This window comes from Pseudomonas sp. ANT_J28 (assembly GCF_008370005.1).
In the GTDB taxonomy this organism is placed as follows: domain Bacteria; phylum Pseudomonadota; class Gammaproteobacteria; order Pseudomonadales; family Pseudomonadaceae; genus Aquipseudomonas; species Aquipseudomonas frigoris.
Window position 1 is genome coordinate 87,955 of the sequence record NZ_VOBM01000001.1, and the last position, 22,012, is coordinate 109,966.

Annotated in this window: 17 protein-coding genes and 4 pseudogenes; 3 read left to right on the forward strand and 18 right to left on the reverse strand. The window is 58.4% G+C overall.

Features of this window, described 5'->3' with window-relative positions; all coding sequences use genetic code 11:
• Positions 1 to 174 precede the first annotated feature (174 nt).
• The 6 genes and pseudogenes from FQ187_RS00370 to FQ187_RS00390 form a co-directional block, all read right to left on the reverse strand.
• Positions 175 to 928: pseudogene (locus FQ187_RS00370) on the reverse strand (ABC transporter ATP-binding protein).
• A pseudogene (locus FQ187_RS00375) lies at positions 922 to 1,434 on the reverse strand (FecCD family ABC transporter permease); the annotation flags it as partial. The pseudogenes FQ187_RS00370 and FQ187_RS00375, both read right to left, overlap by 7 nt.
• A gap of 10 nt (positions 1,435 to 1,444) precedes the next feature.
• Positions 1,445 to 1,588, reverse strand: a pseudogene (locus FQ187_RS30790) (iron ABC transporter permease); the annotation flags it as partial.
• Positions 1,589 to 1,651: 63 nt separating this feature from the next.
• Positions 1,652 to 1,882: a transposase domain-containing protein gene (locus FQ187_RS00380; RefSeq protein WP_178122651.1), complete on the reverse strand. Its 231-nt coding sequence runs from the start codon at positions 1,880 to 1,882 to the stop codon at positions 1,652 to 1,654.
• Positions 1,883 to 1,970: 88 nt separating this feature from the next.
• Positions 1,971 to 3,692 carry a lipid IV(A) 4-amino-4-deoxy-L-arabinosyltransferase gene (gene arnT, locus FQ187_RS00385; protein ID WP_149627971.1) on the reverse strand — a complete coding sequence of 574 codons (1,722 nt, stop codon included), beginning with the start codon at positions 3,690 to 3,692 and terminating at the stop codon, positions 1,971 to 1,973.
• A 202-nt stretch (positions 3,693 to 3,894) separates the two neighbouring features.
• Positions 3,895 to 4,524: a histidine phosphatase family protein gene (locus FQ187_RS00390; RefSeq protein ID WP_256667255.1), complete on the reverse strand. Its 630-nt coding sequence runs from the start codon at positions 4,522 to 4,524 to the stop codon at positions 3,895 to 3,897.
• A 328-nt stretch (positions 4,525 to 4,852) separates the two neighbouring features.
• Between FQ187_RS00390 and FQ187_RS00395 the strand changes: the two genes are divergently transcribed.
• Positions 4,853 to 6,181, forward strand: coding sequence for a HAMP domain-containing sensor histidine kinase (locus FQ187_RS00395; RefSeq protein WP_149627973.1), 1,329 nt, complete (start codon positions 4,853 to 4,855; stop codon positions 6,179 to 6,181).
• On the opposite strand, the gene FQ187_RS00400 is transcribed toward FQ187_RS00395, so the two are convergent.
• From FQ187_RS00400 to FQ187_RS00435, 7 genes are all read right to left on the reverse strand, one after another.
• The gene (locus FQ187_RS00400) at positions 6,132 to 6,692 is read right to left on the reverse strand and encodes a membrane integrity-associated transporter subunit PqiC (protein WP_149627974.1); all 561 of its coding nucleotides are present in this window, start codon (positions 6,690 to 6,692) and stop codon (positions 6,132 to 6,134) included. The two genes, FQ187_RS00395 and FQ187_RS00400, sit on opposite strands and share 50 nt — an antisense overlap.
• Positions 6,693 to 6,709: 17 nt before the next feature.
• Entirely contained in the window at positions 6,710 to 8,365 is a 1,656-nt protein-coding gene (locus tag FQ187_RS00405) for an intermembrane transport protein PqiB (protein WP_149627975.1), read from the reverse strand.
• Entirely contained in the window at positions 8,346 to 9,002 is a 657-nt protein-coding gene (locus FQ187_RS00410; protein ID WP_149627976.1) for a paraquat-inducible protein A, read from the reverse strand. The genes FQ187_RS00405 and FQ187_RS00410 overlap by 20 nt, the downstream gene beginning before the upstream one ends.
• Complete coding sequence (locus tag FQ187_RS00415; RefSeq protein WP_149627977.1) at positions 8,999 to 9,595, reverse strand: paraquat-inducible protein A; 597 nt, start codon at positions 9,593 to 9,595, stop codon at positions 8,999 to 9,001. Before FQ187_RS00415 ends, FQ187_RS00410 begins: the two co-directional genes overlap by 4 nt.
• Positions 9,596 to 9,850: 255 nt before the next feature.
• On the reverse strand, positions 9,851 to 11,152 hold the full coding sequence (locus FQ187_RS00420; RefSeq protein ID WP_149627978.1) for an FAD-binding oxidoreductase: 1,302 nt from the start codon (positions 11,150 to 11,152) through the stop codon (positions 9,851 to 9,853).
• Positions 11,149 to 12,237, reverse strand: coding sequence for a polyamine ABC transporter substrate-binding protein (locus FQ187_RS00425; RefSeq protein WP_149627979.1), 1,089 nt, complete (start codon positions 12,235 to 12,237; stop codon positions 11,149 to 11,151). Before FQ187_RS00425 ends, FQ187_RS00420 begins: the two co-directional genes overlap by 4 nt.
• A gap of 181 nt (positions 12,238 to 12,418) precedes the next feature.
• Positions 12,419 to 13,777 (reverse strand): glutamine synthetase family protein, encoded by a 1,359-nt coding sequence (locus tag FQ187_RS00435; RefSeq protein ID WP_149627980.1) that lies wholly within the window; start codon positions 13,775 to 13,777, stop codon positions 12,419 to 12,421.
• Positions 13,778 to 13,938: 161 nt separating this feature from the next.
• Between FQ187_RS00435 and FQ187_RS00440 the strand changes: the two genes are divergently transcribed.
• The gene (locus tag FQ187_RS00440) at positions 13,939 to 14,862 is read left to right on the forward strand and encodes a helix-turn-helix domain-containing protein (protein ID WP_149627981.1); all 924 of its coding nucleotides are present in this window, start codon (positions 13,939 to 13,941) and stop codon (positions 14,860 to 14,862) included.
• Between the two features lie 12 nt (positions 14,863 to 14,874).
• Here FQ187_RS00440 and FQ187_RS00445 read toward each other — a convergent pair.
• Together FQ187_RS00445 and FQ187_RS00450 are read right to left on the reverse strand one after the other, a co-directional pair.
• A pseudogene (locus tag FQ187_RS00445) lies at positions 14,875 to 15,084 on the reverse strand (MurR/RpiR family transcriptional regulator); the annotation flags it as partial.
• An 86-nt stretch (positions 15,085 to 15,170) separates the two neighbouring features.
• Entirely contained in the window at positions 15,171 to 17,558 is a 2,388-nt protein-coding gene (locus tag FQ187_RS00450; protein WP_149628072.1) for a DUF3772 domain-containing protein, read from the reverse strand.
• A gap of 227 nt (positions 17,559 to 17,785) precedes the next feature.
• Here FQ187_RS00450 and FQ187_RS00455 point away from each other — a divergent pair, with 227 nt between their 5' ends.
• A complete protein-coding gene (locus FQ187_RS00455; protein WP_149627982.1) occupies positions 17,786 to 18,241 on the forward strand; it encodes a YMGG-like glycine zipper-containing protein in 456 nt (151 codons plus the stop codon).
• On the opposite strand, the gene FQ187_RS00460 is transcribed toward FQ187_RS00455, so the two are convergent.
• From FQ187_RS00460 to FQ187_RS00470, 3 genes are read right to left on the reverse strand one after another with little or no spacing between them, the layout of a single operon-like run.
• Positions 18,226 to 19,251: a DUF2955 domain-containing protein gene (locus tag FQ187_RS00460; protein WP_149628073.1), complete on the reverse strand. Its 1,026-nt coding sequence runs from the start codon at positions 19,249 to 19,251 to the stop codon at positions 18,226 to 18,228. The two genes, FQ187_RS00455 and FQ187_RS00460, sit on opposite strands and share 16 nt — an antisense overlap.
• A 4-nt stretch (positions 19,252 to 19,255) precedes the next feature.
• Positions 19,256 to 20,395 (reverse strand): HlyD family secretion protein, encoded by a 1,140-nt coding sequence (locus tag FQ187_RS00465; RefSeq protein ID WP_149627983.1) that lies wholly within the window; start codon positions 20,393 to 20,395, stop codon positions 19,256 to 19,258.
• Positions 20,392 to 21,945: an efflux transporter outer membrane subunit gene (locus FQ187_RS00470; RefSeq protein WP_256667249.1), complete on the reverse strand. Its 1,554-nt coding sequence runs from the start codon at positions 21,943 to 21,945 to the stop codon at positions 20,392 to 20,394. The genes FQ187_RS00465 and FQ187_RS00470 overlap by 4 nt, the downstream gene beginning before the upstream one ends.
• Positions 21,946 to 22,012: the final 67 nt, after the last annotated feature.

Here is a 22,012-nt window from a genome sequence, read left to right on the forward strand (position 1 = left end):
TTTTAGAAGTCATGCACGCAGATTCGCTGGTAGAACAATGCGAATCATTGGCATATTTTGAGTTGCAGCGAATGTAGAGAACCAAATGAGAAAAAAACGTTAAAGAAACCGTTAATGCATGTCATTTTCATTCAGATTAGCAGCACTTCAGCCCATTGCGCGGTGGATCGGGTCTCAAACGATGTCGTCGAGCAGGATGTGGCGTTGTCCACGGCTGCATTGCTCGATCCTTGCCTCAACCTCGTAGACATCGCGCAGCATCTTCACCGTAATTACTTGATCGCTGGGCCCGCTGCCCTGGCTGGTGCCATTGGCGATCACCAATACCTGATCGGCAAAGCGTAACGCCTGATTCAGGTCATGGATCGCGATGAACACAATGACTTCGCGTTTGCGCGCCAGTGCGCGCATGAAGTTCAGCACTTGCACCTGCCGATGCATGTCCAGCGCGCGGGTCGGTTCGTCCATCAGCAGAATTTCCGGCTCGCGCACCAGGGTTTGTGCAATCGACACCAGTTGTTGCTGGCCGCCACTCAGTTCCACAAGGTTGCGAAAGGATAGTTCAGTGATCCCCAGGGCACCGAGTATCTGGTCAACGCGCTGCAATTCATCGTCTTGGACGACCCCGCCCGGCGTCAGTTGTTTACGCGCCAGCAACACTGACTCGTAAACCGTCAGTCGGGCGCCGGCATTCAACCCCTGGGGCATGTAACAGATGCCTTGCGGGCCTTTTTTTTCGAGTCCTGCAGGTTGACCTGGCCTGGCCCGTCAGCCCGGCCATGCGTTTGAACAGCGTCGACTTGTCCGCCGCATTCGGTCCGACCACCGCCACCACTTGGCCGCCGTTAAACGTCGCCGTGGTCACGCCCGAAATGATCTGGCGCTGACCGTAGTGGGCACCAAGATTCTCCAGCGGGATCTTCACCATGAGTTTTTCTTCCCGCTGAGGATCAGAGATATGAAGAACGGCACGCCGATCAACATTCGGGCGATGTGGGGGCCAACCAGCCCGATAAAGCCGATGGTGCCGACAAACGCCGCCGGAAATGAGGCAAGCAGGCTGACCATGATCAGTGTCTGAAAGCGCAAACGCCGCACGTTGATCCCGAAACTCGCCGACTTGTCATCGCCCAGCCTCAGGGTGGTCAAAGCCCAGGCGCGCTTGGCGAAAATCGGCAGGGTAATCAGGATCACCAGACAGATCACCCCGAGTTTCGGCCAGGTGGCTTTGGTCAGGCTGCCCATGGTCCAGAACACCACCGCCGCCACGGCTTGCTCGGTGGCGAAAAACTGCACCAGCGCCAGCAGCGCATTAAACGTAAACACCAGTGCAATGCCGAGCAGCACAATGGTTTCGGCCGTTACGCCGCGACGCATACTCAAGAAGTGGATCAGCAGCGCAGACAGCATCGCCATGATGAACGCATTCACCGGCACCGACCACCACGGCCATCAGGGCTACCGGCAAGCGGATTTCCCACATCACCACCCGGACTTGCTTCGATGCGGTATCTGGAGAAAACAATGCCCCGAGCAGTTCGCTCAGGCTGTAACTGGCCGGCCCGAAGGCCAGGTCGAGCCAGATCGAAGACCTGTCGTACAGCTTCGCTACCCAATCTCTGAGGGGCCTGAACCACAGCACTGGGGCCACCTACGGACGTTGCCCTGGCAGCATAATATTCATGCGGCTGACCACATCCCACGCCGACACGCGCCGCTTGCGCAAGGTCGCTATGCCAGCCTGTTCAAGTGCCTGCTCGACCAAAGAAGTATCGAGCGAGGAATCCAATTCCTCGATTGAGTTGGGGGTGGAGGCGATGTTGTGGGTCAGTTCCAGTGTCCGAGCGAGACGCATAAAAAAATCCGATGCCAGTACAGGCATCGGATTTTGATTTCTTGCGCCAAAGGTCAAGCGAAGGGCTTAACTGACTGACATTAGGCCCCAGGTGCCTATTTTTTTGCCGGTTTTGTCAGGGGCGGCTTTGCGGGAAAATCAGAATCTCCAGGTTGCCGCGCTGATAACGCTTGCCATCGATGGGCATCGACTCGACTTCTTGCACTTCCTGGACACTGTTTACCCGCATCACCACGCCGACCGCACCTTTTTTGCGAGCCTCGGTCATCCATTGACCGACACTGTCCCTGGTCACTTTCCTTGATTCCATCGCGGGATCGTCGAGGCCGTACTTCAACTCGCCGACGGTGTTGTACAGATCAACCTGCGGACGCTTCAGGCGCCAGGACAAGGCCGACGCCGCACCCAAATCGTTACTGAGCAGCGAGGTCGTCTGGCTCAAGGCATCCAGATGCTCGGCAATGAACTGATCGGGCATCTTGCTATCGACAATCTGGCCGGGCATCGCCGCCGGCAGCAATGCGACCAGCAGCCAGATGCCCAGGGCCGGCATGGCCCAGAACATCAATGGACGCAAGACTTGCAACGCGTTTGCGATGATCCAGCCAATCAGCACAATGAAACACAGCGACAGGCTGAACATTTCAGTGTTTTCGTAGATCTCTTTGGTGGTCTGCAAATAGAGCAGGACGATCAGGGCTGTGGTCGCGATGACGACATTGAGCAATCCGTTGATACGAATCGCTCGGCCGCGCGCGTTGTTCAGCGACTCGGTCAGAGCATGGCCCATCAGCAACGCCAGGGGTAACAGGCACGGCATGATATAGGTCGGCAGCTTGCCGCTGCTCAGGCTGAAGAACCCCAGTGGCAACAGCAGCCAGAGCAACAGGAAACCGATCGCTGGCTGGCGTTTTTGCTGCCAGGCCTGGACGAATGTCGTGGGCAATAACGCAGCCCATGGCAGGCTCGAGGCAACCAGCAGCGGCAGGTAGAACCACCATGGACGAGCGTGTTGAGCATTATCGGCAGCGAAACGGCGAATGTGTTCGTTCCAGAAAAAAAACCGCCAGAAATCCGGTTCCTGATGGTGGATTGCGAGCGCCCACGGCAGGCAAACCACCACGGCGACAAGCACCGCCAACGGCCCGTAGCGCAACAGCTCACCCATGCGTCGTTGCCAGAGCATCCAGGGCAGGGCGATCAACACAGGGAGTAGCCACGCCAGAAAGCCCTTGGTCATGAAACCCATCCCACAGGCAACGCCCAACAGCGCCCAGGCGCCGAGTCGAGCGCGTGAAGCTTGGCTATCGACGGCGAACCACAACGCGACCAGGCTCAGGTTGACCCATAACGTGAATTGCGGATCGAGGTTGGCGTATCCGGCCTGGCCGGCGATCAACCCGAAGCTCATATACAACAGTGCGCAGGCGAAGCTTTTGCGCGGGTCGTTCCAGAGGCGACGGGCAATCAGGTACGTTAGCCAGATACTCAGCCCGGTGCTCAGTGCCGAAGCGATACGCACCCCAAACAGGTTGTCGCCAAATAAGGCCTGACCGATGGCGATCATCCAGTAACCGGCAATCGGCTTCTCGAAATAACGAATCCCCATGAAATGCGGGGCGATCCAGTTACCGCTCAACAGCATTTCCTGACTGATCTGACCATAACGGGTTTCGTCAGGCGTCCATAAGCCATGGGTCACGAGCGGCAGGAGATAAAAGACCAGGAAGACCAGCAGCAAACCCGGAACCATCCAGCGCTCGGCGATCGAGCGGACCGAGGCGTCTGTTCGGGACAAATGGCCAGCAGAACGGAGAAGCAGGTTATCGGGCGTCATCACTAGACCTTGGCAAAGTTTGTAAATGAACGGACGCGCGGCACGACACAACAAGGACGCAACATTCTTGAATGTCATGACGCCATCGCGACCTGAACTTTTAAGTTGGAAGTTGGCTCAACTATTTTTTGGATGTTTTTAAGTTAAAGCGATTCGTTCGCAAACACTGCGTTCGGACGCATCGGCAGGATTATTGGCCCAGCTACTTTTCGTTCAACAGGGAATGCCAGTCATCGGCTTTGACGATACCGAGCACTTTAAGTTGTCCATCAGCACTAACGCGCACGAACAACGAGCTGCCATATTCACTTTTCGGCGCGTGTCGGAAACCGGTCTGCGCTTCAAATTCGTGGATGCAACCGCTGTGAGTGACCAACACCAAATTGCGATGGGCCACCTTGTGCGCCACCACATCGTTACGCAGGGTCTTGCCGCAGATCGACAGCCACTCCTGAGTCATTGCGTCTTTGCCGAGCATGTAGTGTGTGGTTTGCACTGTGCGGGTAACCGGGCTACTCAGGACGTCGGTCTGCGCCAGGCCCAGGCGCTGGAAGCCCTGTCCTACCGCCACGGCCGCAACGCTGCCGGCTTGGGTGATACCGTCAGCCGGGCCCAGGCATGGGTTCGAGGATCGGTCGCATCGCTCGGTATGGCGCACCAGAGCGATGACCTCACCGGCTTGCCAGCGCTGGAGCAGGTCCGCTTTAGTTGCGGTTCCAGCCGTCGACAGGTTGGCCGGAGATCTTGACCACCACACAAAACCGGTGACGCCGGCAAGGATGACCAGTACCACGATCAACCCCGTGATCCCGAAAAGCCGCGATAGCCACATTGGTTTTTGCGGAAACTTGCGCGATGGTAAATTAGGCACGTATGTTTACTCGTGAGTGCGCGATAAATATCAACTTTCAATGCACTTCTTCCAAACAGCATTTGAAGTCCATCTGCTATTTGGGTTGTCAAGGCGCAATTAACGACAAACTAAAAGGTGTCAGGTGCCTGAGGGGTGAAAGAAATGTGAAAATTTTGCGCGAGGGATGGGTCGCTAGTAATTAGCGCATTATTGCAAACGCTTCTGTTATCTACCTTGCCTCTGGGCTGACTTTAGTGTTGGCCCCGGTTCTGTGGCAATTGACCCCGACAATGGAGCCCGGCAACGAATGGATTTAAAGCAAAGCCTGACGAAACGGATTGTCATCGTATTCGCCCTGATGAGCGCGCTGGTCGCGGGCATTTTTGCGTTTGGCATTGTTGCGACTGTCCATGTGGTGGAACGAAGGCTCACGGCCACGACCCTGGGAGGAGGGCTGCACCGCCTGCTGTTGATGGACAACCCCGATAACTGGCCCCATCAACCCGAGAAAGATGAACTGTTTTTTGCCCAGGGAGCCAAGGCCCCCATGGCCCTGAACTCGGTGCTGGAGGCGCTGCCCCCGGGGTTTCAGGAGATTCTCTACGGTGGTTCGAAGTACTACGCCATGGTGAACCTGGTGGGTGATCGCAAATACGTTTTGTTGCGCGACCAACGAAGCCACGAACGACGTGAACATGTGCTGTTCGCGGTGGTGGTGGTCGGGGTTTTTTTGAGTGTCTTGCTGGCTATTTTGATGGGCCGGTTGCTGGCTCGGCGCGTCCTCGCTCCCGTGATTCGTCTGGCGCGTCAGGTGCGGCATCGCGATCAATTGCTGGAGCTGGCCCCACCGCTACATCCCGATTATGCAACGGACGAAGTGGGTGAACTGGCGCTTTCCTTCGATCAGACTCTAGGCCGTTTGCGCGCCGCACTGGGACGGGAAAAACTCTTTACCAGCGATGTCAGTCACGAACTGCGCACACCGTTGATGGTGTTGGCCAGCTCCTGTGAACTGCTACTCGGCAATCCGTCGCTGGACCACCGCACCACGGCGCAGGTTCAGCGAATCGCCCGTGCCAGTCATGAAATGCGCCAATTGGTCGAGACGTTTTTGATGCTGGCGCGCGCGCGGGAGGATTCCGGTTCAGGCGAGAATGCCACCATCAAGGACGCCGCCGACGCGCTGGTGGATGTCTGGAGGCCGCTGATCAGGGAAAAGGACATTGAGTTTATTTACGTCGTCGAACACGTTTCAACGGATCGCCATAACCTGACATTCCTGCAATCGGTGATGGGCAATTTGTTGCGTAATGCCTGGCACTACACCGATCAGGGTTTCATTCGGTTGACGCTGCGCGAACACGGTTTCAGTGTCGAAGACAGTGGCATTGGCATTCCGGAAGAAAAGCGTCATGCGATGTTTCAACCGTTCGTGCGCGGTGATGAGCAACGTGGCGAAGGACTGGGACTGGGCCTTTCGTTGGTCCAGCGTATTTGCACCCATCAGAATTGGCGAGTGGACCTTACCAGCCGCCAGCCAAGCGGATGTTGTTTCACGGTTGACTTGACTGGCGGGAGATCGGTTCTTATTGAGCCGCTGGACAACCCCTTGATGTACCGGAAGCGGCCTGATTGATCAACGCGGAAAGGCGTTTGATGTTGTTCTGTTGGGCGATCACCAGGTCGTCGATGGAAGGCCCTGACGGTGTCTGCAACGTGCTGCGGCAAGTGACCAGCGCGTTATCGCTTTCGCCGAAATGGCGCAGGCGCCATTTGACGTCGATCAACCCGTATTGGCCGGGGATCGAGTCAAACCGTTGCACGTCCAGGCGCACCGAAACCTTGCGCTGGGGATTGCTGTTGACCAGTTGATCGACCAGGGCGCTGCGCAATTCATCCGACAGGCTCGCGCCCCACCACTCGGTTTCGAGGATCGCCAGGCCGCTGTTACCCTGACGAATGACGATCTGCGGGCGGTCGACCTGGGGAGGGACGCTGAGCCCCTCGATCTGGATATCCGCAGCGCTGGTTCTTGAATTACCGCTCGGTTGGGCCGGGGTCAGGGTATGGAATTGAATCGGATCACTGCGGCAAGCGGCGAGTAGCAACAATGCAGTGACCAAGCTGATCTTCAGCGGATAAACCATGAGTGATGCTCCTGAGGTCATTTGCGCGGCGGCCCCTGCAGGTCCATCGGCGCAGCATTGTCGGGACGACCGCGTATCAGCGATTCCGGATGCCGTCCCAGGTAATCCGAGAGTTCACGCAAGGAGCGCGACATGCGCCCGAGTTCGTCGAGGGTCTGACCTAATTGTTCGCGTTGCGGCGAGTCTTCGGCCAAGGTCGAACTGGCCGATTGAAGCGTCTTGCTGACGTCCGCCAGGGTGGTCTGCACGCCGGGCAGGGTCTTGGCGTTGAACTGTGCGAGGCCTTTGCGCAGTTCGACGAGGTTGCTGTCGAGGTTGCCGGCAATGCGCTCGATCGGCAGCTGGTTGATCTTGTTGACCATGCCCTCCAGTTTTTCCTGCAATTGTTCGAGGCTGCCAGGAACGGTTGGGATAGAGACTGGACGGGCGGTCGGATCGAACACGACTTTCTCCGCTTTAGGGTAGAAGTCGAGCGAAATATAGAGCTGACCGGTCAATAGATTGCCGCTCCGGGCCTGGGCCCGCAGACCGTTGTCGATGAAGCTGCCGATCAGCCGTACACCAGCGGCTTCGTCGTTGGGGTCATGCTTCAAGACCTCGAGCATTTTGATGTGGGCCTGGCCGAGTCGTTGCGGGTAGATCACGATGCCGACATTGACCGGAAAACTGCGTTTTTTCGCGTCGAAATCCAGATTGACCGCCACCACTCTGCCGAACTCGATGCCAAGGAATTCCACCGGTGCACCGACCTTGAGCCCGCGCAAGGCCTGATCGAAACGCAAACTCAAGAATTGCCCCTTGCCGCTGGGCGGGGCGAGGGCGGTTAGCTGGTCTTCGAACAGATCGAAGGCTTTGTCCTCGGTGGCCGGTTGATCATTGGGGCTGTATTCCGGAGCGCGGAAGGCGATGCCGCCCACCAGTATCGATGACAGCGACTCGGTTTTCACCGAAAAGCCGTTGGCGCCGACGTTCAGGTCGATCCCGCTGGCGTTCCAGAATCGGGTGTTTTCAGTAACGTAGGCATCATTGGGCGCGTGGATGAACACTTCGATGTTGACCCCTTTACCGTCGGCGTCCAGGGCATAGGCCACCACTTGACCCACCGGAATCTTGCGGTAGTAAACCGGAGAGCCGATGTCCAGCGAACCGAGGTCTTCGGTGTGCAGGGTGAAGCGCTTGCCCGGCTCGCCATAGGTGATCGGCGGCGGGTTTTCCAGGCCGGTAAAGTTTTTGGCGCGGGCGTTGGCCTGGCCGATGTCGGCGCCAATGTAGTCTCCGGACAACAGGGTATCGATACCCGACACCCCGCCAGCGCCAATGCGCGGACGCACGACCCAGAATTGCGAGTCTTCGCGGGTGAAACTTTCCGCCTGCTTGGACAGTTTGATGGTGGCGTTGACGCTCTTCTGATCGTTGCTCAGCTCCACGTCCGAGACATGCCCGATCACCACGTTGCGGTATTTGACCTCGGTCTTGTTGGCGGTCAGGCCGCTACCGGTCTTGAACGTGACGGTAATCGTCGGACCTTCCTGCAACATGGTGTGTACAACCAGGGAAATCCCCACCAGCACCGCGATGATCGGTACGATCCATACCAGCGAAACGCTGAAACGACGGGTTTTGACAGGGGCCTGCCCAGGGGCTTGCGGCCCGTCAGTGGCTTGCGACTTCATCCATGACCTCCTCGTTTGGGTTATCCCGCTCTTCTTTATCCCAGATCAGGCGTGGGTCGAAACTCATTGCCGCCAGCATGGTGAAGACCACCACCAGGCCAAAGAACAGAATGCCCGGGCGCGGTTCGATATCGGCCAGGGCTTGAAACTTCACCAGAGAGGCCACCAGGGCGACCACGATCACATCGAGCATCGACCAGTAACCGATGAGCTCGACGAAACGGTACAGCGTTGACCGCTGCCTACTCGCCCATTGGCTATCGCGCTGAACGGTCACCAGTAACAGCGTCAGGGCGACGAATTTGATGCCCGGCACCGCGATGCTGGCGATGAAAATAATCAGGGCAATGTCCCAGGCACCGTGCTGCCAGAACTCCAGCACACCGCTCATGATCGTGCTATCGGCGCCGTTGCCGACCATCTTGGTGTTCATCACTGGCAGCAGATTAGCCGGGACGTAAAACGCCAGGGCAGTGAACATGTAGGCCCAGGTCCGGGCCAGTGAGTTGGTTTTGCGCCGATGCAGCGGCGCGCCGCACCGTGTGCATTCGTGAGGTTCATCGGTCATGTCACAGGCCAGGCCGCAGCTATGACACAGGCACAGGTTGAGTTCACTCGCCACCGGGGGCCTGTTCATAAGATGTCCCATAGATCACGGATGTCGCGCCCGGCAATGCGGATCATCATCAGACTGAGAATGGCCAGGGCAAACAGGCCGATGCCGGGCAGTACATCCAGCAATCCGGCGAGTTTGATGACCGCGACCATCGCCCCCAGCAGACAGACCTCCAGCATGCTCCAGGGCCTGAGGGTTTCCAGCCAGCGCATGCAGAACTTGAAGCCGGGCGAGCGCTGGTGGGCGAGGGCGAAGCTCAGGACCCAGATAAGCAGCAACAGCTGGAAAATCGGCGCGATGATCATCGAGATCGCCGCCACCATGGCGATAAAAGTGATCGGCCCCAGACTCAGGGCCAGCACCGAATCCCAGAGTGTTGCGCTGTTTTTAAGGCCTTTGAGGCTGATGCTCATGACGGGATAGAAGTTGGCGAAAATCCACAGCATCAACGCAGTGAAGGTCAACGCCAGACGTTGCTCCACCGTCAGGCCGTTATAGCGCTGAAGCACGCCGCCGCAGCGCGTACACAGGGTTTTCTGATGTTTGGCGAGCGTGACTTTTTCATACACGCAGTCGCAGTGCTCGCAGATGATCAGTGGGTCAGTCGTAGCCATAGGCTGCACTCGCCAGGACGCAGGGAAGTCAGAGCACTCCCTCAATATAGAAGCGCCTCGCGATTGAGCAAATCTAAAGGCTGTTCAATGGGATGCGGATGGGCGATTTCTCCCCTGCAGGAGCTGCCGAAGGCTGCGATCTTTAGATCTTCAAGATCCAAATCAAAAGATCGCAGCCTTCGGCAGCTCCTTGTATCTCGACTATCGCTCCGTCAGGAGCGATAGTTCTCGACTGATCATCGAGGGAGGGGGTTGTCACCCCAGCAGTTCGCGCAGGCGATACCAGAACATGCCAAGCGCCAGCAGTGGAGAGCGCAGCATGGGCCCACCGGGAAAGGTCATGTGTGGCACCGCGCTGAACACGTCAAAGCCCTGACTGTGTCCGACGTGGATCGCTTCACCCAACAGCTTTGCGCACCAGTGGGTCACGTTCAGGCCATGACCGGAGTAACCCTGAGCGTAAAACACGTTCGGATGCTGACTCAAGCGCCCGACCTGTGGGAAGCGATTGGCGGAAATGCCAATCTTGCCGCCCCATTGATAGTCGATGCGCACGTTGGCCAGTTGCGGGAAGACCTTGAGCATGTGCGGGCGCATGTAAGCTTCGATGTCCGCCGGATCACGCCCGGAATAATGGCAGGCCCCGCCGAACAGCAAGCGTCGGTCCGCCGAGAGCCGGTAGTAATCCAGGCCGACTTTCTGGTCGCAGAGCGCCAGGTTATGCGGGATCAATTGCGCTGCAACGTCGGGCGTCAATGGCTCGGTGGCGATGATGTAGCTGCCTGCCGGGAGGACCTTGCCGCTCAGTTTCGGTTCGAGCTCTTCCAGGTGAGCGTTGCACGCCAGCACCAGACTGCCGGCGCGCACCGTACCGCTGGCACAGCGAACCTGCGCGGTGCTGCCATGGATCAACTCCAGCACCGGGCTTTGCTCGAAGATCTGTACCCCTAAGGATTGTGCCAATAGCGCTTCGCCAAGGACCAGATTGAGCGGGTGCAAGTGACCCGAGCCCATGTCGACGAGACCACCGGCATACACGCCTGAGTTCACCACCTGCTGACGGATCTGCTCCGGCCCGACGAGTCGGATTTCGTGGGCGTAACCCGATTCGGCAAGGCCTTGCTGCTCAGACTTGAACGCCGCGAACTGCGCTTTAGTATTGGCCAGTTCACAGAACCCCCAGCGCAGGTCGCAATCAATCCCGTGTTCACGAATGCGGTTGCCCACGAGCGCTACCGAATCGACGCCCGCACGTTCAAGGTAGCGCACGCCTTCTTCACCGACATGCCGGGCAAAACCGCTGACGTCATGGCCGATACCGCGGATCAACTGACCCCCGTTGCGCCCGCTGGCACCCCAGCCGATCCGTCGTCCCTCCAGCAGAATCACCGAGAGGCCGCGCTGAGCCAGTTCGATCGCCGTGTTAACGCCGGTAAAGCCGCCGCCGATCACACAGACATCGGCCTCAAGATCCGCGGTCAACGTGGGGTAGGGCGCCATTCCATTGGCTGACGCCGCGTAATAGGAGCGAGCATGTTCGTTGCTGTACGGGTTCATTGGTTGGACTTCACTTTGCTCCAGGAACGGGTCATCAAACGCATGATTGCCTGGGGCGGGGTGGTCGAAATGTAGAGCTTGTCGAGGACTGCCTGAGGCGGATAAACCTCAGGATTGTTGACCAGTTCAGGGTCCATGTCTTGCTTGGACGCCGGGTTCGGGTTGGCGTAACCGACTGACGCACTGACCTTGGCAATCACTTGCGGATCGAGCAGGTAATTGATGAAAGCATGCGCCTCTTTCTGGTTGCTGGCGTCTGCGGGAACCGCCAGCAGGTCGAACCACAAGTTACTGCCTTCCTTGGGGATTGCGTAGGCGATGTTCACGCCGTTCTTGGCTTCCTTGGCCCGGTTCGCGGCCTGGAACACGTCACCCGAGTAACCGAACGCCACGCAGATGTCACCGTTGGCCAAATCTGAAACGTACTTCGAGGAGTGGAAGTAGGTGATGTATGGGCGGATGGTCAACAGCTTGGCTTCAGCCTTTTTGTAATCCTCAGGATTTTCGCTGCGCGGGTCCATGCCCATGTAATTGAGGATCGCCGGGAACACTTCATCCGCCGAATCCATCATCGACACGCCGCACTGACTGAGTTTTTTCAGGTTCTCCGGTTCGAAAAACACGGCCCAGGAATCGATTCGATCAATGCCCAGCACTTGCTTGACCTTGTCGACGTTGTAGCCAATGCCGTTGGTGCCCCACAGGTACGGGACCGAGTGTTCGTTGCCCGGATCGTTTTTCTCCAGCAGCGCCAACAGTTTCGGGTCGAGGTTCTTGAAGTTGGGCAGCTGCGAACGATCGAGCTTCAGGAACGCGCCGGCTTTCACCTGGCGAGCGAGGAAGTGGTTGGACGGTACCACCACGTCATACCCGGTGCGGCCAGCGAGCAATTTGCCCTCCAGGGTTTCGTTGGAATCGAACACGTCGTAGATCACCTTGATTCCGCTTTTCGCCTGGAAGTCGGCGAGGGTGGTCTCACCGATGTAATCGGTCCAGTTGTAGACGCTGACCGTTGGCTGAGCCTGCGCAACGGCGCTGATCAATAACGCCAGAGCGACCGGAACCACGGATTTCAATAGACGCATATCGACACCTCTTTGAGTTATTGGATTTTTCAGGTGATTGTTTGGTGTTCTCTATCCCTGTGGGAGCGGGCTTGCCCGCGAAGAGGCCGGCACATTCAACATCTCGGTTGACTGACAGGCCGCCATCGCGGGCAAGCCCGCTCCCACAGGGGATGTGTGATGCCATGGGGGCGCGAGGTTTCTAAACGCTGAGCAGCAGGAACTCACGCTCCCAGGAGCTGATCACGCGCTTGAAGTTCTCGTGTTCGGCGCGCTTGACCGCGACATATCCGCGGACGAATTTGCTGCCCAGATAACGCCCGACGGTTTCGCATTCTTCCATCTGCGTCAGGGCGTCTTCGATGGTGATCGGCAGGCGCAGATTGCGGCGCTCATACGCACGACCTTGCACCGCAGCGCTCGGTTCGATGCGCTCGACCATCCCCAGATACCCGCACAACAGGCTTGCTGCGATCGCCAGATAAGGGTTGGCATCGGCTCCCGGCAAACGGTTTTCCACGCGCATTGCATCCGGCGTGGAGGTCGGCACACGCAGACCCACGGTGCGGTTTTCTTCACCCCATTCGACGTTCACCGGCGCCGAAGTGTCCGGCAGGAAGCGGCGGAACGAATTGACGTTGGGCGCAAACATCGGCAGCACTTTGGGGATGTACTTTTGCAGGCCGCCGATGTGGTGCAGGAACAGCTCGCTCATCTGCCCGTCGGCATTTGCAAAGATCGGCAGGCCGGTGGCGATGTCCACCACGCTCTGGTGGATATGCATGGCGCTGCCGGGTTCATCGCCAATCGGTTTGGCCATGAAGGTCGCGGTGACGTTGTGCTTGAGCGCCGCTTCGCGCAGGGTGCGCTTGAACACGGTGATCTGGTCGGCCAGGTCCAGTGCGTCACCATGACGGAAGTTGATTTCCATCTGCGCCGGGCCGTCTTCGTGGATCAGGGTATCGAGGTCCAGGCCCTGAAGTTCACACCAGTCGTAAACGTCTTCAAACAGCGGATCGAATTCGTTGGCAGCGTCGATGGAAAACGACTGACGACCACTTTCCGCACGGCCCGAACGACCCAGCGGTGCCTTGAGCGGCAAGTCCGGGTCTTCGCAGCGCTGGGTCAGGTAGAACTCCATTTCCGGGGCGACAATCGGCCGCCAGCCTTTGTCGGTGTACAGCTGCAGGACCTTTTTCAACACGTTGCGCGGTGACAGCTCGATCGGGTTGCCGAACTTGTCGAAGGTGTCGTGAATCACAATAGCGGTGGGCTCGATGGCCCATGGAATCACGTACACCGCGTCGGAGACGGGCTTGCACACCATGTCGATGTCGGCCGGGTCGAGCAGGTCGTAGTAGATGTCGTCGTCGACAAAGTCCCCGGTTACCGTTTGCAAAAGCACACTTTCCGGCAGGCGCATGCCTCGCTCATGCAGGAATTTGTTGGTGGGTGCAATTTTGCCGCGTGCGATGCCGGTCAAGTCGCTGACCACACACTCGACTTCGGTAATCTTGTGATCTTTCAGCCACGTGAGCAGCTGATCGAAAGGGACATTCATAAAGACCTCGTTATTGGTTTTATTAACGCCGGGGAGGCTGGTTTCATCCACCACACACTTCCCCTGTGGCGCGTTGACGACTATCTTGGGCGAGCCTTGACGTTCCATCTATCCACTTTCAGCAGCACCAAAACGCACCAAACGAGTGCGTAAGGTCACCCATGACAACGTGCAGCCCCCTGCAAGTCCAAGCGTTCAACACCGCCGATGTGGCCGAGCAAATCCGCGCCACACCGGGTTGGGTGCAGCATTACCAGCAGATGTCACCGGGGCATTTCGCCGGGCGCGTGCGCTACCTGGACCTGCACGGCGTGGAAATTTACGAGGAACAGATGAACACCCGGGTCGAGCAGAATTTCAGCGCGCCCGAAGGTGCGCTGGCGTTCTGTTTCGATCGAAGCGACAACGCGCTGTACGTGTTGAATGGTGAAAGCCGCAACATCTGGATCACCCCGGAGAACTACCAGGAAATCGCCGTGGTGTTCGGCCCGGAGTTCGTGCAGCGTCACGGTTTGAACGTGGCCAGGCTCGAAGGCCTGTTCATGGCGCCACTGAACTCGGGACAGAACGCATTGTTCAGTCGCTGGCTCAGCGGGACGTTGACCCGATTGGCGCAGACGCTTGATCCGCCGAGTAAAGAGGCGTTGACCCAGCAGTTGCTGGAAGACTGCCTGTACATCCTCGACAACGCGTGTGTTTGCCTTGATCGCGGAGGTTTACAGCGCCGCGCCGAAGAGCGATTGGTGATGAAGCGCATCGGTGAGTGGGCGGCTGATGCCCCGGAAGACACCCTGAATCTGCTGGAGCTTTCGCAGGTCGCCGGAGTGTCACTGCGGCAGTTGCAACATGCGTTCAAAGCCTATACCGGGATGACCCCGACCCATTGGCTGCGCTTGCGCCGACTCAACAGCGCACGTCGCGAATTGCTCAGCCGCAGAGCGATGGACACCACCGTTGCCGAAGTGGCGATGCATTGGTCGTTCTGGCATTTGGGGCGATTTTCGAGCAGCTATCGGGCGTTGTTCAACGAACTTCCCAGTCAGACGCTTGCCCGCAAACCCTGTGGCGCAACAGTTCGCGGATAAGCGCGGGACACGTCAACGCGGCTTTGTGGCTTTCGCCGATTTGCTGTTGCCAGGCATGTGCAGGTAAGCCATCACGCTTTCGGTCAGTTCGGTCGCCAGCTTGACGGCTTCCTTGTTGCGCGCCATGACGCCCGCCACCAAGCCTTCGATCAACGCGAGCACCGCGATGTTGGAACTGGTCAATACCGGATGGTCGGCGGGAGCAAATAGCACGTACTCAGAAGGGCATCAGGGTCGAGGCGGCGAGGCCGGCGAACGCCAGGACGATGTGCCAGTTCGTTGCGCAGTTTGTCGACCGGCGACACCATTTACGCGGGAGGGACCGGCTTGGCCAATTCGATACCGGCCGCACTCAATCGCTTCAGGATCTCAAAGAGCAAGTCGCTCTTGGTCGTGCTGACAATCCTTGGGCTGCTCACATAGCCGGTGATGGTCAATGTGATGCCTTCAGGGCTCAGATTGCTGAATCGAACAACGGGGGAGGGTTTGTCGAGGATGGTTTCATGTTCGCAATAGGTGGTGTACAGCAGGGTTTTGACTTGTTCGGGGTCGATGTCCAGAGGGAACACCAGCTCGAGTGTGGCCACCCCTTGGGCATTACCGCCCATGGTCACATTGCGCAGGTTCTGGGAAATAAGTTGGGAGTTGGGCACGATCACGATCGAACGATCACTGAGCTGTATCTCGGTGGCCCTGACATTGATCCGCCGGATATCGCCTTCGACCCCGCTGATGCTGATCAGGTCGCCGACCTTGACCGGACGCTCGGTGAGCAGGATTAACCCGGATACGAAGTTCTTGACGATCTCCTGCAAGCCGAAGCCGATCCCCACCGACAACGCACTGACGATCCAGGCGAGATTCGTCCATTTGACGCCCAATGAAGACAACGCCAGCAGAATGACCAGCGCGTACCCGATATTACTGAACAGGGTGCTCAGCGACGCCCCCATGCCGGGGTCCATATCGGTTTTCGGCAGGAACTCGTTATCCAGCCATCTGCGTAGCGATCGAATCAGGTAAATACCGATCAACAGCGCGAGGATCGCATTCAACAGATTGCCCGGAATGATGTTCAGCTTGCGCAGGCCATCGCCGCCGAGGATCGCTGAAACCCTGTCAGTCAGCTGTCCAAAGGTCGCTCCAACCCCCCCCACAAACGTTGTAATCGCGGCAATCAACAGTAAGGCCGCTCTGCCAACACCCGACACAACAACCTCGATTTGTTCAAGTCGTACATCGCCGATACCCAGCAGCTGTTTGATCGCCTTGCCGCTGGAGTGCTTAGGCGAAAACAGGTAATCACACAGGTCCCTGAACAACTGCGTCAGCAAATAGAAGCTGGCAAGAACGATATAGAGCCAGACAATTTCGTAAGTGATGAACCGGGCCAAGGAGATGTAACCGACCAGCAGGCCGAAAATCGAGATCAACATGGCGATACTGACGCCGGTATAAATCAGCCCCGCCAGCGTAGTACCTGACTCAGGGTGTTCCCCGGCAATGACCATCGCTCGGCGGGTTTTACTGACGCGTAGCAACAACGCTCCCATTATCAAGATGACGACTAATGACACAACGCCCCGGCTGAAGAGAACCACCTGCGAACTCATACCCGTCGCATTGGTGACTTGTACCAGTGAGATGAGTATCAACATTGAACCGGCCAGCAGTGCCGGAAAAGGGCTTATTGCAAGTGCTACTTCATCGGCGATGCCAGGTAACCGCCATGAGGGATTGCGTTTAGACAGCAGGGCCCGACTCAGACCGATAATCAGGGCGCAGGCGTAAGCGACTTTCTCGACATCGTCGAAGTAACCTTGCAGTGGCTGAGGCAATGGTTGAAGCCGGGTAGCCGCCGCGGAGATGAGCTGTATTGCGCAACCTGCGCTCAACATCGTGGCAAGTACCGTCGCTATCGCCAATGAACTTCTGCGCAGACGACCTTCCGGTACTCGATGGATGCAGATCCATGTCAAACCACGCTCAGCCAGTCTTCGCCCCAGCGTCCAGAAGGCCAGGGCCAGCAATAACAACGTGACGGTCGCGGTACGCCGGCCGGGTTGCCAGACGGACTGGATGACACTGTTGGACTGGTCAATCAAAAACGTCAGACGGTTTTTATCCTCCTCCAGTGGAGAAAACAGCGGTAACCAGAACCGGGGGTTGAGGAAGCTGGCGGTGCGCTGGGCCAGTTCGGTTTCCAGTTGGGTACGCCGAATGGCGGCAATCTGGGTGATGAGGTTAGTCGCGCCTTCTTTGATGGCCAGCAGTATGTTGAGATCGTTATCCACCTTGTCTTTTTGTGCAGTGAGATAGGACCTCTGCTTCACCAGATCGGACTTTTCCATGGCAAGGCTGGTGGCGGATGCCGTCCCGAGCACACTGAGTTGTGCTTGCAATTGCGCCTGCTCGGGAAGTAACACGGCCGCCAACTTGTCCACATCACTGAAGAGCAACTGAACGTTGTCCTGAAAGCCTATCAACTGGGTGTAGTTACTGGTCAGTGACACTTGCTGTTTAAGGTTGTCCAGCCTTAATTGCAGTGCTTCCAGATCGCTTTTTGACACGGTAGCGGTAGCGCTGGCCTCGCCGTTGCTTGATGTGTTTGATAGTTCGTCCGCCGACAGCTCGCCGATGTTCGCCCCCATCAGCGCAAACACAACGAATATGAGTAATTTCAATGCAGGACGCATAGGCATGCCACCAGCAGCTTTAGCCATTCAGGTTAGGTCATGGCGTGTGCAGACGCGAAAAATAGTTCCGCACGCTGACCACGAATAGGGAAGGGGGGCGGGTGAGAAGGGGTGATCTACAATCTTTTATGCTGAGCCACGCTCAGGATCACGAGGTGTGACGTATTGAGCGGTCTGTCTACCGACCCAGTGTGCTTGCAGAGTGCCGGGCCCTGTCGGAGGTCATCATGAAAAGGTTGTCATCCATTAGCCTGTGTATCGCACTGTCGGTTTCCTGGACTCAGGGATGGGCCGAAACGGTCGTGCCGATGAAAGGGCAGAGTTCGCAACAAACCCAGGGGGACATGACCGATTGCCACAACATCGCGGCCAGTCAGAGCGCCTCGACTGCACCGCCTCCTTCCGGTGGAAGACTGAAGGGGGCCGCCGTGGGCACTGCCGCAGGGGCTGCGGGGGCGCAGGTGCGGGGACGTCAGCATGACGAGTTTTATGATCGCGTCGATGATGACGTGAAGCAGGACTATCGCCAGAATCGCGCCAAGGAAGCCGCCGTGGCAGGCGCGGTCGTCGGAGGCTCGCGTCAGCGTCAGGAACGCCGGGCGCAAGATAAAACCAGTGCTGCGACCAGTTCAACGGCCTATGCCAGTTGCCTGCAGGGGAAGGGGTATCAGGTTAACCCTTGAGCATTTTCCTGCCGTTGATCGAGCAGATGAACCATCAGGCAGGCATACAGCGTCACGAGGATGAACAAGCCCATGCGGATGGCGAACGCTGTGTAAACGTCCTTGCCTGCTGCGCTGTCTTGTACCGACTGACCCAACAGTATGATCAGCGTGATCAGGGTATTGAGCCAAAACCCCGGGGTAAACCGCGTCGGGCTCAGGGCATACAGCTTGCGCGCCAGCACCAGGCCGAACAGCAGCATCCACAGAAAGAACATCCACAGATGCACAAATAGACTAAGGGCACTCCAGAAGAGGATCGCCAACAGGCCTGCGAGCAAGGTTGAGCCGAGCAGCTCTCGACCGGCGTTGCGGGCACTTGTCGTGGAGCTTTGCTGACCCAGGCCGACGGCCTTCAGGATGATCGGCAGATAACCGGCCGGGTCGATCAGCGCCAGCAGGAAGGTCGGCAGCACGATCAGGGTTGCACGCAGCGCCACCCGACTGACTTCTTCTGGCGGCAGGGGTGGGGCAGCCGGCGGCGAAGGGGCATTGGGTGGATCCGGGAATAACCCATGACTGACCGCCACGACGACAACGGCGAGCAGCAAACCCTTGACCAGTGCGCCGATGACCATCGCCGCCAGATCGAATTCGGCGATACCGGCCGAGGAGATCATGGTCAGGCCAATCACCAGGAAGGTCATGATCAAGGTGTTGCCGCCGCGCAGGCCAAAGCGGAAGGCCAGGAACAGACCGACGCTGATCAATAGCACGCCGCTGATGGGGTAATAACGCAGGACCGGGATCAATAGCAGGCCGATGCCGGTGGTCAACATGGCGGCCAGTGCGAGAACCAGTCCGGCCTTGAACGGCAGCGGGCGATTGACCGAGGCCAGCAACAGCAGGCAAAGCACCGGCGCCATAAAGGGAATCGGCAAGCCCAGGCCGAAACTGGCGGTGAGGCACAACGCCGTGCCGGTGGCCAGGCGCAGTGCGCGTTGATCCCGCGGCGTGCGCCGAGTAGACATACCCTTAATAGGCATAGCTCAGCCAGCTCATGAACCCCACAAACACGCGGCCGAGTGGGTTCAGCGGATTGCCCTCGGTGGGGAAGGCCATGACTTCGGCCTGCCCACCGGCACGGATCCCCCGACTGTCACGCAACGTGTTCAATGAGTCTGGCGAAAACTCGATAATGACCGGAAATCGCTGTGCCGGACGTAACCAGTCGCGGCTGTTCTGCACGCTGGGCAAGGTGCCAGGCGCGGGAGTCTGCCCCACGCTGACTCCGTAACCGACGCTGCGCACGCGCCCCTCGAAGACTTCGCCCGGCAGAGCATCCAAAACAATCGAAACCGGCGTGTCGAGCTTCACCAGACCGAGGTTGTTCTCGGTCATGTCCGCACTGATCCACACATCATGAATGGCGATCAGGGTCATGACCGGGCTACCGGCAGCAGCGAATTGCCCTGCGTCAGTACGCAGATCCGTAATCAGTCCCGCCGAGCGAGCGCGAATCTGCGTGTTGGACAGATCCAGTTCGGTTTTGGACAACGCCGTGGCGGCACTGCGCAGCAAGGCATTGTCTTCCTCGCTGCCACCTTCCTGCTCACGCGCGCGCTGCACTTCGGCGCGGGCAGCCGCCACTTGGCTGACCGCCTGTTCGCGGTTGGCGCGAGACACTTCGAGCAGGCGCACGGAAATGGTGCCGGGGTCTTCGCGATACAAACCCTCAAGACGCTGATTGTCCTGGCGCGCCTTGAGCTCATTAGCCTGGGAGGCCCGCAAGTTGGCTTGCGCCGAGGCAATACCGGCGGTGCTGGCACCGATCTGTCGGCGGGTCGATTCAAGGTCGGCGTGCGCACGGTCGACGGCAATCTGATACGGCTGCGGGTCCACCTCGAAAAGGATTTCGCCGGCCTTGACGTCCTGGTTGTTGCGCACGTTCACCCGGGTCACGCGGCCCGCCACTTCCGAGGCGACCGGAATCACAAAGGCACCCACCCGGGCCTGTTGTGTATAGGGTGTGAAACGGTCCGCCAACAGGTACCACGTCAGACTCAGGAGGATCAGTAGCAGCACCCACTTGATGCCTTTTTTCGCCGGGTCGGCGGCCGGTTCTGGCGTCTGGGTGACAGGTGTCTCGGACGTGGGCTGGGCGGCTTCACTCATTGGTCTTGTACCTTGTAAGACATTGGAATGGCAGGCTGTGCAGTGGCGGGTTCTTCCAGCAGATCGCCCCAGTCGGTGCGTTTTTCCATCTGTTGGCGGGTGGTCGGATCAACTTTCGGCTGGGCGCTGTACCAGCCACCGCCCATGGCTTTGTACAGGGCAATGACATTACTCACGGCATTGCTGCGTGCGACCAGATAATTGTCCTGTTGTTCGAGCAAGGCTCGCTGCGCATCCAGCACACGCTGGAAGTCCGAATAACCTTCGCGATACTGCGCGCTGGCCAGCACCAGCGAGCGTTTGGCTGCCACTTCGGCCTCACGCAGGATGCCTTCGCGCTCCAGGGATTTGATCAGGCCATAGGCCGCATCGTCTGCCTCGCGTGCCGACTGGCGAACCTTGTCGCGGTAGGCCTCGATCAGCTGCTGCAACCGCGCATCCTGCACGCGCACGTTGTTGCTGATCTGGCCGTGATCGAACAGATTCCAGCGCAGACTGGGGCCGCCGATCAAATCCAGATTTCGGGGTGTGCCACTGAGCGTGTCGGTGGACCAGACGATGCTGCCCAGCAAGGTCAGTGACGGATAGAAATCGCTCTCGGCCACACCGATCAGCGCTGACTGGGCGGCGACATTAAGCTCGGCGGCGCGCACGTCGGGCCGACGCAGCAGCAAGTTGGCCGGTACATCTTGCAACACGGCACGGTCGACCAGCGGGATCAATCCCTCGTTCTCGAGCAGTTGCGGCAGCGCGCCAGGCGGCTGACCAATCAACACCGCCAACGCATTGCGGGTGCGCTGGAGCTGATCTTCGAAGTTCGGGATGGTGCTCAACGTGCCCAGGTATTGGGTCCTGGCTTGTTGCAGGTCGAGCTCGGCAGTTTGGCCACTGTTGAAGAGCTTTTCGGTGATCTCGAAGTTGCGCTTTTGCTGTTTGGCGTTTTCCCGGGCGACACGCAAACGAGCTTCGGTGGTGCGCAGCGAGAAATAGGTATCGGCCACTTGCGCGCGCAGCAGTACGAGTACGTCTTCATAGTTGGCCTGGGCGGCGAAGTAGCTGGCATCCGATGACTCTATGGCGCGACTGAAACGGCCCCAGAAGTCCAACTCCCAACCCACATCGAACCCCGCGCTGTGTTGCCAGAAATGGCTGTCTTGCGGGTTAGTCCCGCCGGATTGCCTGCGGTGAAAGTAAAGACTGTCGACACTGGCTTGCTGCAGTTGCGGGTAAAGACCACTTTGAGCAATGCCGAGTTGGGCGCGGGCTTCCATGACGCGCAGGCCGGCGATTTTGAGGCTGGAGTTGCGTGCATCCGACTCGGCAATCAAATGATTGAGGACCGGATCGGCGAAGATTTGCCACCATTGACGCAGGTCCGGGTTCAGTCCGCGCTGGCTGGATTGCTCAAGGGCAGGGGTGCTCCAGTGTTTGACCCATTCTTCGCCGGGCGGCTGGAAGTCCGGCCCAAGTCGCACGCAGCCACTGAGGCCGAGTACGCCAAGCAACACGAGCCGGCCTGACCGATTCAGCAGGGTTGTACCTGGATGCATTACGCATTTCCCGAACAACAAAGATCACTGGAGCATAGCCGTCCAAGTGGGCACATGGCTGCTACGC

Excerpts from the sequence above, each read along its gene's own strand:
- FQ187_RS00380 (WP_178122651.1), bottom strand. The coding sequence starts at position 1,882 with ATGCCTGTACTGGCATCGGATTTTTTTATGCGTCTCGCTCGGACACTG.
- arnT (WP_149627971.1), bottom strand. The coding sequence starts at position 3,692 with ATGACGCCCGATAACCTGCTTCTCCGTTCTGCTGGCCATTTGTCCCGA.
- FQ187_RS00390 (WP_256667255.1), bottom strand. The coding sequence starts at position 4,524 with ATGTGGCTATCGCGGCTTTTCGGGATCACGGGGTTGATCGTGGTACTG.
- FQ187_RS00395 (WP_149627973.1), top strand. The coding sequence starts at position 4,853 with ATGGATTTAAAGCAAAGCCTGACGAAACGGATTGTCATCGTATTCGCC.
- FQ187_RS00400 (WP_149627974.1), bottom strand. The coding sequence starts at position 6,692 with ATGGTTTATCCGCTGAAGATCAGCTTGGTCACTGCATTGTTGCTACTC.
- FQ187_RS00405 (WP_149627975.1), bottom strand. The coding sequence starts at position 8,365 with ATGAAGTCGCAAGCCACTGACGGGCCGCAAGCCCCTGGGCAGGCCCCT.
- FQ187_RS00410 (WP_149627976.1), bottom strand. The coding sequence starts at position 9,002 with ATGAACAGGCCCCCGGTGGCGAGTGAACTCAACCTGTGCCTGTGTCAT.
- FQ187_RS00415 (WP_149627977.1), bottom strand. The coding sequence starts at position 9,595 with ATGGCTACGACTGACCCACTGATCATCTGCGAGCACTGCGACTGCGTG.
- FQ187_RS00420 (WP_149627978.1), bottom strand. The coding sequence starts at position 11,152 with ATGAACCCGTACAGCAACGAACATGCTCGCTCCTATTACGCGGCGTCA.
- FQ187_RS00425 (WP_149627979.1), bottom strand. The coding sequence starts at position 12,237 with ATGCGTCTATTGAAATCCGTGGTTCCGGTCGCTCTGGCGTTATTGATC.
- FQ187_RS00435 (WP_149627980.1), bottom strand. The coding sequence starts at position 13,777 with ATGAATGTCCCTTTCGATCAGCTGCTCACGTGGCTGAAAGATCACAAG.
- FQ187_RS00440 (WP_149627981.1), top strand. The coding sequence starts at position 13,939 with ATGACAACGTGCAGCCCCCTGCAAGTCCAAGCGTTCAACACCGCCGAT.
- FQ187_RS00450 (WP_149628072.1), bottom strand. The coding sequence starts at position 17,558 with ATGCGTCCTGCATTGAAATTACTCATATTCGTTGTGTTTGCGCTGATG.
- FQ187_RS00455 (WP_149627982.1), top strand. The coding sequence starts at position 17,786 with ATGAAAAGGTTGTCATCCATTAGCCTGTGTATCGCACTGTCGGTTTCC.
- FQ187_RS00460 (WP_149628073.1), bottom strand. The coding sequence starts at position 19,251 with ATGTCTACTCGGCGCACGCCGCGGGATCAACGCGCACTGCGCCTGGCC.
- FQ187_RS00465 (WP_149627983.1), bottom strand. The coding sequence starts at position 20,395 with ATGAGTGAAGCCGCCCAGCCCACGTCCGAGACACCTGTCACCCAGACG.
- FQ187_RS00470 (WP_256667249.1), bottom strand. The coding sequence starts at position 21,945 with ATGCATCCAGGTACAACCCTGCTGAATCGGTCAGGCCGGCTCGTGTTG.